General features: G+C 46.2%; 9 protein-coding genes. All 9 read right to left on the bottom strand.

Going from position 1 to position 18,805, the window contains the following annotated elements:
• Window positions 1–18: 18 nt before the first annotated feature.
• Window positions 19–3,966: an RHS repeat domain-containing protein gene (locus tag BLP33_RS18265; protein WP_090531732.1), complete on the bottom strand. Its 3,948-nt coding sequence runs from the start codon at window positions 3,964–3,966 to the stop codon at window positions 19–21.
• 486 nt (window positions 3,967–4,452) lie between these two features.
• Entirely contained in the window at window positions 4,453–4,671 is a 219-nt protein-coding gene (locus tag BLP33_RS18270; RefSeq protein ID WP_090531733.1) for a hypothetical protein, read from the bottom strand.
• A gap of 640 nt (window positions 4,672–5,311) precedes the next feature.
• A complete protein-coding gene (locus BLP33_RS18275; protein ID WP_090531735.1) occupies window positions 5,312–5,632 on the bottom strand; it encodes a hypothetical protein in 321 nt (106 codons plus the stop codon).
• Window positions 5,632–10,935, bottom strand: a complete 5,304-nt coding sequence (locus BLP33_RS18280; RefSeq protein ID WP_090531737.1) for a DUF6443 domain-containing protein — start codon at window positions 10,933–10,935, stop codon at window positions 5,632–5,634. The genes BLP33_RS18275 and BLP33_RS18280 overlap by 1 nt, the downstream gene beginning before the upstream one ends.
• Window positions 10,936–10,969: 34 nt before the next feature.
• Complete coding sequence (locus BLP33_RS18285) at window positions 10,970–11,329, bottom strand: hypothetical protein (RefSeq protein WP_139160018.1); 360 nt, start codon at window positions 11,327–11,329, stop codon at window positions 10,970–10,972.
• Between the two features lie 12 nt (window positions 11,330–11,341).
• Entirely contained in the window at window positions 11,342–14,809 is a 3,468-nt protein-coding gene (locus tag BLP33_RS18290; RefSeq protein ID WP_090531741.1) for a hypothetical protein, read from the bottom strand.
• A 330-nt stretch (window positions 14,810–15,139) separates the two neighbouring features.
• Window positions 15,140–15,667 (bottom strand): hypothetical protein, encoded by a 528-nt coding sequence (locus BLP33_RS18295; RefSeq protein ID WP_090531743.1) that lies wholly within the window; start codon window positions 15,665–15,667, stop codon window positions 15,140–15,142.
• 1 nt (window position 15,668) lies between these two features.
• On the bottom strand, window positions 15,669–16,883 hold the full coding sequence (locus BLP33_RS18300; protein WP_090531745.1) for a hypothetical protein: 1,215 nt from the start codon (window positions 16,881–16,883) through the stop codon (window positions 15,669–15,671).
• A 4-nt stretch (window positions 16,884–16,887) separates the two neighbouring features.
• Window positions 16,888–18,753, bottom strand: a complete 1,866-nt coding sequence (locus BLP33_RS18305; protein ID WP_254780192.1) for a type II secretion system protein GspD — start codon at window positions 18,751–18,753, stop codon at window positions 16,888–16,890.
• Window positions 18,754–18,805: the final 52 nt, after the last annotated feature.

Consider the following 18,805-nt stretch of genomic DNA (forward strand, 5'->3'; position numbering starts at 1 on the left):
CCATTGGATGCGCCGATATTATTCGGGGTTAAGGAAGTGGGAGCAGTCGTAGTGTGACACGGTAATGTAAATAGCCGTAGCGCCTAAAAGGTAGCAACTCATCGCATATCGGTTGTTCGATACCCAGTTGGAACAATTCATGTTATATTGCTGGTTGGCTATCGACACGGAATTATAGCCTATCCCTGTCGTGGCGTTGAAATGCTGCCCTGATGCTAGGTAGATATTGATAGTATAATCCCCTTGCAGCACCGTTGAGCTATTCAGTTGGGAACCCGTAAAACTATAAGTGGTGCCACCGCCTACAGGCACGAAGGAAACGGATGTAATGTCGCCTCCGCCCATACCGTCGGTGGTATAATGGATCGGGATATTGGCAAGCTGGGTTGTAACGTTTATTGGTGGCAATGCCCTTGAACCGAACAACGGTGAATTGAGGGTCGCATTTACCGTGTATGTTTGAACACCGTTAGTATAAGCATGTGAGGGGCTGATCAGGCCTGCTGTGGTAACCGGGCTTGTCCCGTCACCGAAGTTCCAGGTAACTGAAACACCTGCCATGGTACAAGAGTCAAGTCCATACACGGAAAATGTTGCCGGGAAAGCACTATAGATTGTGGCGGGTGGAGTGATCGAAAGGGGGGTGTAAGCATACCCCCCTGCTGTACCGGAGCTTATATAAGTGTTTTTGCCCACGATATTATGGTCCTGGTCAAAGCTGTTCAATAACCGTCCCCATTTGTCATAGGTGTAATAAGCGGATACCCCGTTGGTATTTGTCTCCGCTGTCTTAGTATAGTTTACAGCATTATAATTTGCCGTGCTGACTTCTGCCAGATCCGGGTAAAACAGGATATCGTCGATAGAAATATTCTGAAGGCTTTGCAGGCTGAAGCTGAAAGTTGATCCCAGTGCCGATACCGGCACCGCCCATTCATAATATTTCCAGCCACCGGTACCTGTATAAGTATAGTTGACATACCCGGCCCCGGCCAGTGATAACTGCACGGTATTGGTACCAGCCGGTGCATTGATCCAGGCCGAAAGGATATATTTCTGTGAAACCGGGTTCTTACTGAAGGTATGGGTCAGCATTTGGGTTGTAGCTAAACCATAAGCATTGCCTGCATGGCTGCCGTTGGCTGCAAACCCGGTCCCGTTAATAGTAAAAGCATAGCCCGGATTGGGAATATCACTGTCAAAACTGCTGTAAGCCACTTCAGCATAGGATACATTTTTAAAGGTTGCGACGGGCTTGCCCGCGAAATGATCGGTAAGTACTGTGCTCCGGTGCTTAAAGATATCACTTACCGTGAGTGGCGTACCGGTATTATCACAGCTATCCACATTCAGGCTTTGTACATAATGAGCAGCATCGTAGGTCAGTGTCTGCCCGCTGATGCTCATCGGTACAAAGCCCGTAAGCCCGTCGGCCTGTACCATTTTAAACTGCTGGGCCGGCAGATAAAGGTTATTGCTACCGGCAATAACCTTTTTGAACAAGGTAAGCCCGGCGCCAATAGTTTTGGTTGTACCTCCCTGCGTAACCTGCTGGTAGCTTTCTACAGGGATATTGATATTTTGCTGCTGGAGATTATAAATGGCCGTTACATTCGGGTTAGAGCCCGCCGCTGCAGTATAATCCTTGGTATATTTAATAGTTGTTGTGCTAATGCTCTTATTACTGCCCGTTTTTTGCACCTGGGTAACGAGGTGATGATTAGCACCACCAAAAGTATAGGTCGTCGTATCGATCCGCGCCACGCTCAGCGTAGGCGAGTCGAATACTTTGCTGATCACTTTGGCGTTTAGCTCCCCGGCATTGTAAAATACTTTATACTTACTATAGTCCCTAACATAAAAAGCTCCATTGAAAATATCATCGAAACGAAAAGCGTTGATCACGGAAGGACTATTAGGACGCTGATAAGTATAAGTGGTTTGGCTCACAACTTTTGGTGTGGCATCCTCATTATAATTCGTAACACTAAGCGGTAATCCACGTTCAAAATCGTAGTTTGTATTTGGAGTGAAAGGTGAACCACCAACTCCGTTGGTAACCGGGCCGAAGTTCTGTGAGCAATTATTTCTGGCCACGTTATCTATTGTCGGATACCATTCCGCTGCGCCTCCGCTTGCCGGAGCCGCGCTCGCATCATAATAGGTCGCTGGTAAATAATATTGATACTGGGTGCTACCCGCCCCGGTCTGGCTTGATTTAGCATATTCGTACATGATGGTATGGTCATCTTCCGACAGGTCGATCGTCGAAAGCACAGTGGCGCTTGTCCACAGGGCCAGCCCTGTATTGGTACCGCTGTATGGCTGAGTAAAGGCGTACTGCGGCAGCGAAAGCGGCTTGCCGCTGCTTTTACCCGTCGACGGGTTTAGGTAGGTATAGTTTTGTATGATATTATTCGACGAATGTGTACCCACCGAATCAATCACCTGTTTCACCCTGGCACCGCCGCCTTTGATCACCGTCGCGGTCGTCGGATCATAAAAATCATTGGGCTCATAAACGATATTCGTACTGCCACCTTCCGCATAAGTAATTTTATTGAGTGAGCCGGAAGCGATTACCGTGGCATCGGCAGAGCGATCGTTATTGGACAGCGTATAGGTATATGCCGATCCCGCTGTGCCGGAAGCGGCGATCAGGTATCTTGGATACGCGCTGTTTGAAGGATTAACATATACCGAAGGGATCTGGGAAGTAGTTGCGGGAAGCGTTGAATAATACCCCCAGTAATCCGATTTCCTGGACAAAGAGTCGGGAAGTACCGTCATGTAAGAACCGTTAGCTTGTTGGGTCTCCCCGTTATAGGCGAATTGATAATTGACCGGCGTATTACAGCCCAGGTCTGTTACATTACCTAAAAAGTAACGTCCTTTTCCTGACGTGCCGTAAGTGACATACCGGTAACCAAACTTGTAATTCAGCCCACTCCCGCTGATAGTTGAGATTACCGGCGCAAGATTGGACCACGTGAAAGTAAGATGATTTTGCTGGTAATTATAAGCGTTGGCAATCTCGATGCTTTGCAACTGTACCGGCTCCACCCTGTGGGACATATAGTATTGCATCGAAGCAGTGGTAGAACCTCCGGGATAAACAGAAACCGTATCTTTGCTTAACCGCAAAAACGGCGTGCTGTAAAACAGCTCGATCAGGTTATGGTTTGCATCCGTCATACTGAGCAATCCCCAGTTATCACTATAGGTAATTCCATACTGGTATTGTTGAAACCTATTGGTAAAATAGGAAGGAGAAGTGCCCACAGCTGTTTCCGTCACTTTTTCATTGGCAGCGTTCGTATCAAAATTATTTCCAAAAACATAGGTAACCCCTTTGTCGTTGGTGATCGTGAACGAATTGATCAGGTGAGTCGTCAGATCAGCCGCATAGGTAACAACCAGGTCATCGTAACCCACCGGTACGAATTTTCCGGTGGTCCTGTTATAAATCAACTGGCAGGAAAGCCCCGGCGCGCTGACATTGAAAATATCGGGCTCAGTATCGTAGTTAACGCCAAAATGTGCACTCATATAAGATAGGTCCGTAGCTTCGGTAGTACATACGTTGGCCGTATTGGCAATCGTAAAACCGTCGATCGAGGCAGCACCGGTATTGGAAGCGCTCATCCAGCCGAAGCGGTTATTTCCCGAATTATCTTTGATGACATCATCAGGCAGCCCGCGCACTACACGGCTGACCTGCCCGCCGACCGAGAGGTTCCAACCGATACCCGCAGTACCTTCGGCGTCTTTGTTTTTTATACCACCGCCATAATAGTTCAGGCTGATCGGTAATGAAAGTTGTCCGATACTGACATTATAAATGGGAATGTTTACCTGCGCGGCACCCGTCAGCGGGTTTACCGTTAAATTACGTTTCTGGGCAGATGCTGTATTGCTAAAAAACAAAATGCCCAGTAAGAGCACTGGATAAATCTTATTTATCATATGATGAAAATGAATTTGCAGGGTCTGTACCCCTGCCTATTGCCTGAAAAGTATGTTGTTATAATTTAATAACCGGAACTGTTGACACTATACACCACTGAGAAAATCGGGAATTTAGCTGCTTGGAATTAATTGTAAGGGTTTTCATTTAATTATGATATGTTGAGGTTTGATTAAATAAATCTACACGATTTTATAATATGTTATATCATATTGAAAAAAATATTTTCAATGCATCGTTTTATTGTGGTATTCATTCTCTTACTTATATCAATTACACATGTAGCATATAGCTGTTAAAGGTTCCTGATTCTCTGATAAACTTTCCTATAATAGGATAGTTATAAGATCATAGAAAAAATTAGAAAGTGCCTTGAGAAGTCTACCTTTTAGATGAAGCTGGTTGAACTGGCTTTTATCACATTAAACTTAACTTTCATTGAACAACTTAATATTTTTCAATCCTGAGAAAGGGATATTTACCTTTCAAATAAAGCCGATTATCTGACTTACATCTTTATTTATTGAAATCTCAGATATCTCTGGCAAGCCTCTAAAATAAGCTGAAAGTAATTCATAATTTCCAGTAGCTTTAGAGATTGATTCGGGTAATAGTCCTCCTGCCGAAGCGGCAAAAGCAATGTATTTGTTATCGGTAAAAAAACAATTTATATCAAAACCTAATTGTTCTTCTTCTGTAAACATGTCTATGGGATTATTTTTTATTAAATATTACTTTACAGTTATCACACATTTCAAACTTTTTGTGTTCTTGGTCTGACCGCCGGTGTCCAATTAAAATCTCTAACCGCAGCTCCTGGACAAGGGATACTGCCGAGCGTAGCCGCTTCGGATTAACCATAATAGAATATTGGCTTACCTATTTACAGCAAAATTCCGGACGGAATCAACATCCGGGATTTGCATATGCAAGAGTTTGCAATGGAGGAGCTGACTAAAAAGACTAAATTAGTAGAATTTATTTTAGGGATTTATCAATAAACACATTCATTTTAAACACTAAATTGATAAATCGCTACGAAAGCGACATTAATTTAAGAAACTCAAAACATAAAAATGCAACTTTTGACTTTAAGTCAGCCCCAGCGGAGGACATATAAAAGCTGTATCGGTTGATTTATGATACAGCCTCTTGGTATTCCGTTTAATTTGTTTTTTTCTCTTTCACCAGCTTTTAGCACTGTCCTCAAACGCATAAGGGATTATTCTGCTTAGAGTCTTTCTTATGCTACAGGTGGTGATAGGCGCAGTGAGCGCTGTCCTGCTGCGCTGTTTACGCCCCGGCTGTAAAAGCTAGGCATTGTTAGGGTTTTCATAGCAATTCTTATTGGGGAACGTTAAGGGTCTTAATTAAGATTGTTGGCTCATAAAGCTCATATGGGTCGCTAAAAAGAAGTATCTTAATAACTTGCTGAGAAGTTAGGCACTTGCAAACGATCAAGGTGTCGTTACTATCCGTTAACTCGTTCTCATTGATCCACTTTAGCGAGCTGATTCCTTCAATTTTGATATTTTCTTCAACTGCATTAATTGCAGCTTCAGAAAAAGGGAATGAGTGTATTATATCAAACTCAATTATATCTGATTTTTTGATTTGCAAAGATTTAGCTGCAATATCTTTCAGCTTTTTTATTAGTATGGACATTATTGTTGTTTATTATTTTTTTGTTTTTCAGCTTCCTTCTTCTGTGTCGTAGCATCGTAGACGGAAGTTCCAATATTTTTACCATGTATTCCACCCCAAATACTACCACCAATACCGCCTAATAAACTTCCAACAGGAATGGTTACTTCATCAAAAATCCCAAATCCAACTACAGCACCTACTCCGGCTCCTGATTCAGCTCCGGCTACTCCGCCAGCCCAAGCACCAGCCCAGCCGCCCGCTTCTTCTACAACGGCTTTCGGTTTATTGTCAGAAGTCGCAATGTTATAAACAGAAACTCCAACAGCTACACCGGTAGCAACTTTCCCTACAGTTCCTAAGTTCTCGCCGAGCTGGTTGAATTTCTCATTGGTTTTAGATGGATTATTTACGGCTCCTTCAGCGGCCTTAGCCTTTTCTGCATCCATAGGTCTTATCTGATCTAAATGTGCTCTTACTGGTTGCGGGGTAGCGTCTCGGATTTCTGCCTTTAGCTCTGCTCTTTTTATTCTGTTTTCAGCAGTTCTTTCCGTTAGAGTGGATGCCCTATTTGTATATTGCTTTCTTAAAGAACTACTTTTATTTCCAACATATCCCATCCAGGTAGCAACACTTCTAACAGCACTCAATAACCATGTCGGCATAATTGGAGCTGGCCACATACCATCTGGGTCTTCAAATCTAATTGGATCATCAAACCCATAAACGTACGGCGACCATCTTCTTCCTTTTTCCGCCAACGGATCAACACTTCCCCACCTTGCAATCACCGGGTCATAGAACCTTGCCCCATAATCATACAACCCCGTCTCTTCCTGTAGTTCCTTATGGTTATAAAGATATTCATTTTTGGGAGATATGGTTTGTTGCATGGACTGGATCCCATATCCAAATGCGTAGTAATCATTCTCCTGTAACAATTTTACTGTTTGCTGGGTGTTGTCAGCCGGGTCAGGGGTTAAGGTTACCCTGGTGTTGCCCAAATGGTCTTTCAGGTCATACTCGTACACATAAGCTGAACCGGTGTACCTTGCCCTGCCTTCTTCCGTTTGAATAAACGCGACCGTCGTAGTGCTGTTATCATATTGTATCCCGTTGTCGTACTCTGTAATGGTGGTATTACCGCCTGCGGTCAGTATTTTCCTCAGTTTGTTACCTGATGCGTTATAAACATACGTCACCGTGCTACCATCACTTTTGGTGATCGTTTGAGGCAGGTTCAATATGTTATAGGTAATGCTGCTGATGCTTTTGTTCAAATCTTTCAGTTCATTGCCGTTTCCATCATAGGTATATTCATTAGCTTGCTTTACCGGGTCCTGAAAGCCGGCTGTTCCCGCGTAAGACGATACATCGTCAACCTGGGTCACCTTATAATTGCTATAGGTATATGCCAGTGTATCAATCTGTATTTTGCCGCTGATATTGTCATACCTGCCCAAGCCCCTAATGTTACCCATATTGTCATAGGTCACATTTTCACCATACAGGTTGTCTTTTGAAGTGCTACTGGTGGATACGGCAGATCGTAACCTGTTCAAGTTGTCATACCCGTAATCATAGGTTTGCTTTATTGGCGTTATCGTTGTCCCCCCGATGATAATAGGGGCCGATTTCCATACCGCGGTGGCAATATTGCCGCCATATTGTTTGGCTGCCGTGGCGGCGCCGTCATAACTTAATTCTTCCCCAAACTTATCGCTGGAGTCATTGTTGGTCAATCCCCCGTCACTGTTCAGGTTCGCGTTGTTGATGCTGCTCAGCCAGCCCCTGGGGTTGTAACGGTAATCGATGATCTGTAAATAATTTGCCCCGCTGTTAATAGAATGCAGGCGTTTATATCTCAGTTGGCCGACCTCATTATAATCTGTACGGGACAATAAGACTGTCGCTTGCGTGGCATTGCTGCCGTCACGCATCTGATTATTATTGGCCAATTTACGGCCCACATGATCGTAGCTGTAACTATTATTATCCGTCAGCGTCAAGGTACCGGCTGTGCCGGCTGCATTCTTCAGGTAGTGTCTGCGGCTTACAAATGTCGGAAGCTTCAGGAAGTTATACGTGGTAGAAACGTCATCGTAATTGTATAAGCTCAGCGCTGATGATCCACCCACATAATGCTGGTTAAAAGTCCTGATCACTTTTCCTTCATCATCGTAATACGGCACGCTCCACAAATAATCACCCGTAGTATTCAGTACCAGTGTTTTCGATGCGGTAAGCAGGCCCTGGGTCTGTTTGCTGTAACCAACCGTTGTATGCAGGTCATAATTTCCCGGGAAACCGGGGATACCCACATAACTATCATAGTAATTTACGCTTAAAGTTGTTGTCCATGTTTTAGGCCAGGTGTTTGCCGTATAACCAATGCCGGTGCTTACCGGCGTTTCCCACTGCTTGCTGGTGGTATCTGCTACCGTCTGCAAGGCTGCGTGACTGTCCGTCCCTGCGGTCGATCCCGTATGCTGATAAATGCCGGTCAGTACCGTTCTTCCCAGGGCATCGTACTTGGTGATCGTCCATTCCTGCGGCGACTTCATGCGTTGCACCGAATCCTGAGTGGCTACCGGCTGGTCAAGCTTGTTATAAATAATGTATTCCCAACCTTTGCCCGGGATCTTCTTTTGTACTAACCTATTCAGGGCGTCATAGCGGTACTGGTAGCAACCGTTATCTATTGTCGACTGGCTCAGGGCTGCCGTAGCATCCGGATCCGCCCCCGGAGGTAACACAAACGACAAGTTGCCCAGGTCGTCGTAGACATAATAGGTGGACAGCATTTCTGCTGTTTTAACCGGGGAGGCTGTCGTTCCCGTTATTTTTAAATTATAAGTGCGTTTCAATACCACGTGGCCTTCTTTGTCCTTGTATTCTTCCATGGTATTGAAACAGCCGTCGCCCGGTTTCCAGTTCTCGTTCCGGGTAATCGCTACGGATAACTGGTTGTTGCTGTAGACTGCAGTGTTATTTGTCCGACCGAGTTTGCGGCTTTGATTGGCACTGATTGCAGCCGTGTATAATGCTACTCGTCTGCTGCCATTATTACCCGTTATGGCAGAAGTAAAGGTACTGTCGGTATTATTGGTGATCACCACCCGTACAGAGTGATTGCTGCTGCCCGTGCCTGTTGGGCTGGTCAATTGCCAGGCAGCGCCCGGCGCCCCCTGTTCGACAACCCGGTTCAGCGGCGATGCCTCGAAAGCCGACTGGGCAAAAGGATAAGCAGTGTTAACCACGCCGTTCGTCTGCTGCGTTACTGTTGTGGCAGGATTTCCAGAAGGGTTATAGAATTGTGCAACGCCTGCCCCGGCATTCAGCGCATCGGCCCTGTAGGTACCATACGCAGTGGAAGAAGCAGAATAAGGCAGATACTTTATAACTTCCCTTCCAAACTGATCATATGCGAAAGGCTGGACAATATCTTTTGCCGACGGCGAAGCTTGTCGCTGCACGGTTTGCAACGGCCTGCCTAAACCGTCCAGGTACTGGATCGTTGTCTGTACCGAGTCCTTGTTTGTTTTTAACCCGTCGAGCCTGGTGTCCGTGTTGATACCCGACTTATTCGGTGTGTAAGTCACGATATAATTCTGATCCTGGCTCGGACCAGGTATCACCGCCGCCGCGACTGTGATCGCCAGCGGTGCCGTAGCAGAATTGTAGTTATTGTTGGCGATGATCGTATAGGTCGCCTGTGCGGTAACTGCCGATGGTGTACCGCTGATCACACCTGTCGCGTTGTTCAGCGCCAAACCTGAAGGTAATGCGGGGCTTACCGTAAACGGCGTGGCCACGATCTTACGGATCAGGTCCGTCGTAAAGTCACCCACATACACCAGACCGCCGGCATTGGCCGCAATCGCAAAGGGCAGGTTGAACGTTGATGCGGTACCGGCTCCGTTTGTGCTTCCTTGCCCGCCTGTACCGGATAGCGTTGTAACAATGCCCGCTGAGGTGACTTTCCTGATCCGGTTATTGGCCTCATCCGTTACATACAGATTCCCTGCCTTGTCAATTGCAAGGCCCGTGGGTGCGTTAAAACTTGCTGCAGTTCCCGTACCATCTGCGAAAGATGCCGTACCGCTGCCCGCTAATGTCGTCACCACGCCTGCCGGGGTCACTTTCCTGATCTTTGCCCCAACCCGGTCCGCTACATAGATATTTCCCGAGGCATCCGTCACCACACTGAAAGGCTGGTTGAACGTGGCCCCTGTGCCTGTGCCGTCTACCGAACTGGCAGTACCACTGCCCGCAAGCGTGCTGACCACACCTGCCGAGGTGATCTTTCGGATCTTGTTATTGAAAGCATCCGCTACGTACACGTTGCCGGAACCGTCTACCGCCACACCGCAAGGGTAATAGAACGTTGCCGAAGCTGCCGCACCGTCCCCGCTACCCTGTGCGCCGCTCCCTGCAAAAGTTGTTACCACACCTGCCGGCGTGATTTTTCTGATCGCGTTATTATCCTCATCGGCAACGTAAATATTACCGGAAGCATCAGCCGCCAGGCCTACCGGATGATAAAAGCTCGCCGCTGTTCCCGTTCCGTTCGTGAATCCCTGAGATCCGCTTCCCGCTAGGGTCGTTACGGCACCGGCCGGTGTGATTTTTCGGATCAAATGCGAACCGCCTTCGGCCACATAGATATTTCCTGATGCATCTACCGTCGCACCAAGCGGCTGGTTAAAGCTTGCCGATGTACCGGTACCGTCCGCTGAACCGGCGCTTCCTGTCCCCGCGAATGTTGAGGTCTGCCCCGCTGCGGATACCGCGCCGCTTACTGTCGGGCTCAGCGCGGTAATTGCCGTTCCGGCCGAATAGGTCTGAGGGCCGGCATAACTGATCGTTAGCGGCGTAATGATGGTCACATCCAAAGCAAATATGATAGCTCCGGTATTTGCTGAATAACCCTCCGCAACCACATAGTAGGTCCCCGGCGCCAGGTTGGTAAAACTCAGCGATGACCGGTTGCTTGTACAGAGCGGACCACCGTCATCGTTGCTTGCTATCTCCGTACCGCTGCTGTTCAATACATGCAGGTAGGTATCAAAATTGCTTTCGCATAATGATACATTAACGGAGTTTGTGGAGCCACCGATGGTAAAACTGTACCATACCTCCGGTGATGCCTGCCCGTAATTATTGACAAAACCATTGACTGTTGAATTCGTCTTTGTATCCGAATAACTGCCCGATACACTATAGCTGCCCGCGTTGATCGCGGTGCCCATCGTGGTTCCCTGGGCGAGGATCCGGTTAGCTATGCCCGCAAACAACAGCAGCAGGCAAAATATCTTTCTCATTGTAATAAGGTTGAAGTGTATAGTGTGATTGTTATCAGTTCGTCTTCAGGGTTGTGTCCCGTTTCCAGGTACGCTTCCGCTCTGTTGTCGGTATGATCAGGTTACGCTGCGCCTCCGGCAACAGCCCCTCCAACTGACGGTTCTTCTCATCCATCAGTGAATCAACCGCGGCACGCTTCTGCCGGTCGGTCAGTGCCTCATTGCTTAAAACCAGCTTTAAAGCCTGCTTGTAATTGTCCTGGATATCGCTGGCCCTCCGTGCTGTCGAAGTATCGGTTTTCAACAGGTTCCTGATATAACTTACCCGGTTTATTTTTACACTGTCAGCCTGCTGAGCAGAACTTTTTACTATGCCTACCGCCATCAGGATGATGACTATGATCATTCTTTTCATTCAGGTATATTTTTATTGTTCCTTGTAGTGGTATTCATCGTGTTTGACAATGTTTCCGTCTTTATCCTTAACATTTTTCAGACGCTGAAAATCATCATATTCATAATAAGTAGTCAGGTTTTTAGCATCTGTTGCACTGGTCATCCCGATCAGCGGTAAATAGGTATAGGTGCTCATTTGTGAATCGACCGGATAAATCCGGATATCATCATAGGCAGAACCGCCGGTAAGCGTATATGAACTGCCCGTATAAGGGATAGCATTTTGGAGTAGCCAGGAACCGTTGCTGAGATACCAATAGCTGATTACATAACTCCGGCTATTGGGACGCGTCCAGTTTACGGTATAACTGCCGTTATAAAATCTTGTGCCGGTATGGCCTGTCCCTGTGGTTACATTGGCCGCAGTGCTTTCTTCAAAGTTTTCAGCATAAAACTCATTGCTTGCGGCATTGGCGATCACTACGACCGGATATTGCTTGTTATATCCCCATTGATAGCTTTGATAAGGCCCGTTCACTTTTTGCTGTTGGAGTATATCGCCATAAGCATCATAATTATTGAAACGCGTCCTGGTAACAATGGGATTGGTCAGGACCTGCTCATCTACGGTTTGAGGCAACAGCAATTTACTGTTACCAAACCAGTCATAATAGTTGATATTGGCCAGCGCAAGCTGATTACCGTTTTTGAGTTGCTGAAAGCGCACAACCGGCGAAATGATGTTCCTGTCCATCATCTTTTGATAAACGTTACCCGCCGATGCAAAGTCATGCGGATATTTAATTACATCGGTGAGGTTATCGCCGGTACTGTTGAAGGTCTCCTTTTTTGTCGGCAGGATATGCGTCAGGTCATCGTAATACAGGTTGTGCAAAACGACTTGTTGCCTGCCCTGGTCATCCCATGTTGTGTCAGCCTCGCTTTGCAATAACCGGGCGCCGGTTGAGGTAGGCACCCTGCCTACAAAGTAATGAAGCCGCTGGCCATCGTTCATATATGAGACTGACCTGGTGTTCATGGTGTCAGGTGCAAACTCGCAACCCGACAGTTTGATATAAAGCGGTTTTATTTTGAGGCCGCTAAAGCCATCTGCCCGGTAATCCTGATATTTAAACCCTTTACTTTCAATTAAACTAAAATTAGAGCCAACAGATTTATAGGTATATTGATGATCCATAATGCCGTTTCGCCAGGTATCGGATACCAGCGAAATACCTATCGTTGCCGGATCTGTTGATATCCCCAAAGTTGGATTGAAATAAGAGGTATTGGGAATGTCGGCAAAAACAGGAAACGTAAACACCTGCTTTCCGTTTACATTTCCGGCATTATCCGTATCAAATTTAGTAACTGTTTTGTAGGCCACCGGGCTGCCGCTGATCTGGCTTGCAGGGTACACACTCCTGGCGTGGTAAATCCTGGAAGAATCGCCCAGATATTGAATGCAACCCATGCAGCCCCCACACGTATTATTAGGGTCCGTATATCCAAGCTGATAAAAAACTTTTTCATAATTCAACAATAAATAGGAAGCCGCAGTGTAAAGCGTTCCCACGCCGTCAGTTCCGTAGGCATACGTTTCCTTATTAATAAACTGGTCATTATGGTTATAATTGGTAATGCTTTTGATCCTTAAGCCCCCTCCTGCCACAACCTGGTTGATCGGCTGAGGGATTACCCAGGTTACATACGCCTGAACCCTGACCGATGCATTGAGGGTGTATGTACTGCCGGTAAGCACATAAGTATGTCCCGGGACAAGCGTTATCGCCAGGTTATTAACGGATACCGTCTGATCTCCGTGAATATTGGTAACACGAAAAACTTCCGCACCGGTAGTTTGATCGGTCAGTATCGCTCTCGGGTAATCCGTTACACCCTGTTGGGCACTAAAGGTCGTTATCATAACCGAGTAACGGAATGCAGACGCCGAATCGGGAAGGGTAAATGTAGTTTGTGTGGTTTGATGAACGCCGTCGTGAAGGTCTACGCTCGCCGTTATTTGCTGCGTTGTCCTATAGTTCAACCGGTATTTGTGAGGCTCAAATTCAAAAACAGTTTTGCCCTTAGTGGGATACCTGATCGACTGCAGCATGCAGGCCTGCACAAAAGTATTTGTCTGGTCAGGATCTGTATCAGCTTCCCCGACGTTATAATATCCGCCCTTCCACAATACACTCTGCCGGGGCATCAACGTTTGGTTATCATACTTTCCATTATTAAAGCCCCAATAATCCTGTCCAAAAGATTCGTTCGGAGCGATTGGCGTATTGTTGTACACCATCGAATAAGTTTGTGGTTTCAAACCTGCCGCAACAGGCAGATAAGCTACCGAATCCAGCCGCAGCCTGTAATTATGCTCACCTGGTGTCATCCCGGTTACCGGGTTACTGTAAAAATAAGACTGGTATAATTTAATATTTTTCACCAAATTGAAAACCCCGTTCAGTTTTGAATATACTTTGACGCTATCCAGTCGAAACTCCGTTGGCCGGTCCAGGCGGTTAGCTGCATTTACAAGTACTACCTTACCACCCCGCCAGCTGATTTCTGATGGGAAAAGCGCTATCTCCTGTTCGATAGTCGATATGGAGGAATTTTCTTGCATGACATCATTCAAATGGACTGTGCCCAAGCCCCCTCCCTCCGGTATGCTTCCAAAAGTGTAGGAATAATTCCAGCTATGCGTGATCCCACTGTTTCCCGATTGATATTTGAAATAAACCGTATCTGCCATGCTTGGTGAAATGATCTTGGAAAGCCGCCATGCACTTATATACCCTCCGGGGCCGGTAGCAGAAGCGCTGATGACAGATGTCATTTCGTGCTGGTCAAAAATATAGGCAAGCCCGTTTTCGTCCGTTATCTTAAAATCGTTCCCATTCACCCTTTCAATGCGGTTATTGGTTACCGGGATTTGCATAATCGACCCGTTAGGACGATATACGAACTTTCCGCCTGAACCATTGAGTGTGAATGAAAAAACATCAGGCTCCGTTTCCTTGATATTGTCACGCACATCCTGCATAAATTGCCCCAATTCTTTATCTTTTGTAGGACCATAGATCCCAAAACCGTAATAGTCTTGCAAAGTATCGAAGGATGGGGCTTGTAAATATCCTCCGTAACTGCTTTCATCAGGCAAACCAACCAGGTTTCGCGATATCAGCCCGATTCCGCTAAGCGACCAGCTTGTACCGACACTTGACGAAATCTCGTCAACACGAACACCTCCTCCATGATAATCAAGTGAAAGCGGAATCTTGATATGCCCGGTATTGATCTCAAACAATGGGATGTTTACAGAGGGCACACCTGTTGCATAACTTACCGGAATGTTACCGAATTTACCCAGGTTCGCTGCATCCGGGGATACAGGGGCGACAGTGATCAGATTCTGAAAGTCATGAGGGGACGATTGCGCTGAACAAAGGGAATACAAAAACAGCGACGACAACGTTAGTATGATGCGTTTCATTATGAAGTGATAAGGTTATATTGAACACTTATATTTTTGCTTATACGTGTGAAAAGCGTAAGCGCACTAATATACAACGATTATAAAAACACAAAAAAATAAATAAAATATTTTTTCTTTTTCAAAGCCTTTTACAAACTCATATCTGAATAGAGTTCACGCGGAAAATGTCACTTTCATAATTTTCAGATCGCTTTTTTTGCTGGGCACAAGGTTCGTTTTTGAATTTTAAAATCGCTTTCGTGTAATCATTGAGTACTCTGTATTGAAAGCCGGAAATATCATAGCTAACTTTCAACGATGAAGCTGTTGCGTTAGGTATATAGTAACCTACTTTATGATAACTTCAAAAAGCACGTCCAGTAATATCATCCTGCTGTCGGAGGTTTCCTCATTCCTTGTTGGCGCCCGAAGCGAACAGGAACGGATCCTACCCGTGCCGTTTGCCTGCTGTAGCTGGTTCAGCAATTTCAGCAATGAAAAATAATCGCCGGAAAAGGTCAGTTTTTGAAGGATATATTTTTCCGTATGATAGTTTTTATCCTGTAAGGGCGCGCTTACAAATTTGACATTATTTTTTTCTGCCAGAAAGGCGATGGTATTGATCGCACTGCTCCTGTACGTCAGCGTATCTGCACTGTACAGACTGATGATCCTGTCCAGATTAGCATTTTTCCGGTCCGTATACCCGGGTTGCTCAGTCGCATTGTTTTGTTGTGCGAGCTGCTCCCGGAGTTGTTTGTTCAGGCTTTTGGCTTGCAGCGTATGCCTGAAGGCCAGGCCATAGCCTGCAGCAGCCAGCAAAACTACCCCCAGTACCAGCAGATAAACTTTTTTAAAGGGCCAGTATCTCAGCATATCAATAGGTTAGCATTATCGTGAATATACCTGTATTCAGTTCATTGTTGAAGTTGTAGCTTTCCAGTTCCACGTTTTTTGCCCATTTCTTTGATTTCAGCCGGGCTGCCCATTCGTTGACCGGTATGATCTGCGCCGCCTCCCCGCGGATCAATATCTTCCGTTCCTGGAATTTTATTCCACCAAATCCATGGTCAGCAGCGGCATCGACTGGATTGATGCTGATCTCTTTCAACGTAATCTCGGCAGGCATCATTGCCGCCGCCTGATCAATCAAACTGCTTTTATTAATTCCGCCGTCCCAGCCAAGCTCTTTTAACAAGGATTCTTTCTGCCTGATTTCGTCATTCAAAGCTTGTTGATCTGTACTTGTCCTGGCCGAGCTGCTTACTTCGGCTGCAAGCCTGGTATTTTCAGCATTCAGCCCTGAAAGCCACACAAAATTGCCCAGCAGCAAAACGAAGAAAACCAACAGGATGGCCATCCCGTTTACCTTAAATTTTCTGTCATTGATCAGTCCGTCAAATGCCGATCCCAGGATGGGTATATCTGCCTTAACTGCATCAAGTTTACCCGACAACAGCAATTGAAAAGCCGCCGCATATGGCAGCAGCAGTTGTTGGTCTAATACTTCGCTTTCTACTTTAATGGTATAGGGTGCCTGGAATTCTTCATGAAAACTGACCTTTTCCCAGTTTTTGTCTGCCGATCTTGCAATTTTTATACCTGCAAATAAGATTTCTTCATCATAGATATTCAACTGCGGCAGGATATGTGCTATTGGAAAAGGCCCAAGGCTCAGCATAAGCGGGGAAAGGCCCTGCTCCGAAATAGCTTCCAACCATTTGTCGGCCTCTGTTTTGCGGATCACGGACACAAAAGAATACTCGCCGGAAGGAAAATGCTGTACGTAAAAATCATCTATGGATGCGTTAGGCAATACGGAGGAAAAGTTCGAAGGGGTAATGTCCTCTATCCTCTCCAGTTGTTTATACAGCACCCCCCTGCCCGAGATATTAATACTGAGAGGTATTCCCGCCTTAACCTGTTTTTTTATTTCCGGCAAGCTTACCCCGGTAAGTTTGTTTTCAAAGGAAAGGTTTTTACCATCCAGTGATAGCTGACAGCAATTAACTGTAGCGCTGCCATCTTTGCTAATAACAATACCCAGTCCCTCTGCCTCCTTAATTCCGTAAAAGCGATCCAACACTGCCATATACCTATCTGATAATGGTCGATTTAATAAACAATACGCTTACTACTTTTGATTTAGTTTTAGTCCTGCTGCTGAAGATCCATTTTAATACCGGAATCCTCGACAGAATAGGGATACCTGAGCCGCTTTCATCACTCTCCGTCCTCTCAATGCCGCCCAGTACAATGGTATCTTCACTATGTACCCGCAAGCTGGTCTCGAATTTGCTGATCGACTGCGGCGGTGGTGAACCATCTGTAGGTATGGATGTAAAATCAGAAATATTAACGCTGATACCAAGCGTAACTTCATCATTGCCAGATACAAGCGGTTTGATCCCGATCGACAGATCGGCATTCACCGCCTCGTACACATTGGAAAAGATGGATTGCGTCGCCGTTGTTGTGATCACATTCTGGGTTGTATTTTTATAATATCTTTTACTGCCGATGCTCATTTTAGCAGTATGCCCGTTCAGGGCGACCAGCTTGGGTACTGAACGGACATCGACATTATTGCTTTCCTCCAGCGCTTTCAGGCTGATATAAAAATTGGGGGTCACCCGGCCCAGGTTGATAGAGCTGTTTTTACTCAGGCTGCTCAGGAAGCTGTTGATCGATTTCGCCCCAAACGTATAGTCCAGGCCGGAAAGTACTGTTCCCCCTGTTTTTACACTATCGGAAACCCCCGCAGAGATCCCGGTGGATATGGTATTGGATTTATGAATATCGATCAATGTCACCTCAACCAACACGCTTGGCACCAAAACATCCAACTGCTTGACAAAAGCTTCCACCTCGTTGATTTGAGCGTCCGACCCCGATACCAGCAGGGTGTTCTGTTCACGAAATTCTTTGATCTCCAGGCCCCGTTTCCAGTCAGACGGGATCATCATCATCACCGTATCGATCGCGCGGTTCTGCAGGTGGATCGCCCGGTAAGACCTTAAACCCTCCTGTTTGCGGTCACCGATAATATAGATCCCTCCTTCGGCATGGAAAGTGTACTCTGTACTTTTAAACAGGAGGTTGAGGAAAGTATCATAACTTACGTCCGTCACATGCAGCGTAATATTTCCTTTGATCTCCGAATAGATCGAATAGCTTTTGCCCGTTTCCTGCGAGGCTTGTTTAACCATGTCGTTAATTGGCGCGTTGACCGCATCAGCGGAAATCAGCTTTTGCCCGTTTACTATCCTCACGTACAAACCTGTCGCGCCCCCGGTAGCAGCGCCAGCCGGCCGGAAATTTTTACGGACCGACGTATTTCTATCGCCATTGACATAGAGTTCCTCGTTCTCCCCGAGCGGTTGAAAAAGGTAAAAGCCATCTGCAGTCTTGACCATTTTTAATTCATTAGTGTAGGCCAGCTTTTCCAACGCTCCTTCAAACGGCGCGCCGGCAATAAAGGCCGTAACCAGCTTACCTTGTAATGAGCCCGGCACGATCACGTTTTTGCCGGAGACCTGGCTGATCTTTTTGGCGACCGCGGGCAGACTGTCATTCTGTAATTCAAGCGATAAGGTGTTATCAATCTTGTTATACTTCGCGTTGATATCCTTTACCGGCGGCTTTACAAAACGATTGGGGTCCTGAAAGGGGGTCACGTAAATAATCGTTCCCACTACCGAAATATCCAGGTTATACTTTTGCGCCAGCAACATGAGAATATTGGCTGTCGTCGCATTGTTAAATGTATCGTAAACGATTACTGTCAGCGCCGGGTCAACGCTGATATTCAATTCATTGGCACGGGCCAATGAATTCATGTATTCCCGGATCGATACACCGCTAACCCTCAGTTGCACACGCTGGCTCAGCCCGGGCACCTTGCCTGCCAGGTCATCCAGTTTCTGATGGATCCCCTGGATGCGTTCCGTTTCCTGAGCCATAGTTGGGCTCAGGCACCCGGCAGCAATGATAAAAAATAAAAAAAGTAAAAAT

It is taken from the genome of Mucilaginibacter sp. NFR10 (assembly GCF_900100445.1).
In the GTDB taxonomy this organism is placed as follows: Bacteria; Bacteroidota; Bacteroidia; order Sphingobacteriales; family Sphingobacteriaceae; genus Mucilaginibacter; species Mucilaginibacter rubeus.

Excerpts from the sequence above, each read along its gene's own strand:
- BLP33_RS18265 (WP_090531732.1), bottom strand. The coding sequence starts at position 3,966 with ATGATAAATAAGATTTATCCAGTGCTCTTACTGGGCATTTTGTTTTTT.
- BLP33_RS18270 (WP_090531733.1), bottom strand. The coding sequence starts at position 4,671 with ATGTTTACAGAAGAAGAACAATTAGGTTTTGATATAAATTGTTTTTTT.
- BLP33_RS18275 (WP_090531735.1), bottom strand. The coding sequence starts at position 5,632 with ATGTCCATACTAATAAAAAAGCTGAAAGATATTGCAGCTAAATCTTTG.
- BLP33_RS18280 (WP_090531737.1), bottom strand. The coding sequence starts at position 10,935 with ATGAGAAAGATATTTTGCCTGCTGCTGTTGTTTGCGGGCATAGCTAAC.
- BLP33_RS18285 (WP_139160018.1), bottom strand. The coding sequence starts at position 11,329 with ATGAAAAGAATGATCATAGTCATCATCCTGATGGCGGTAGGCATAGTA.
- BLP33_RS18290 (WP_090531741.1), bottom strand. The coding sequence starts at position 14,809 with ATGAAACGCATCATACTAACGTTGTCGTCGCTGTTTTTGTATTCCCTT.
- BLP33_RS18295 (WP_090531743.1), bottom strand. The coding sequence starts at position 15,667 with ATGCTGAGATACTGGCCCTTTAAAAAAGTTTATCTGCTGGTACTGGGG.
- BLP33_RS18300 (WP_090531745.1), bottom strand. The coding sequence starts at position 16,883 with ATGGCAGTGTTGGATCGCTTTTACGGAATTAAGGAGGCAGAGGGACTG.
- BLP33_RS18305 (WP_254780192.1), bottom strand. The coding sequence starts at position 18,753 with ATGGCTCAGGAAACGGAACGCATCCAGGGGATCCATCAGAAACTGGAT.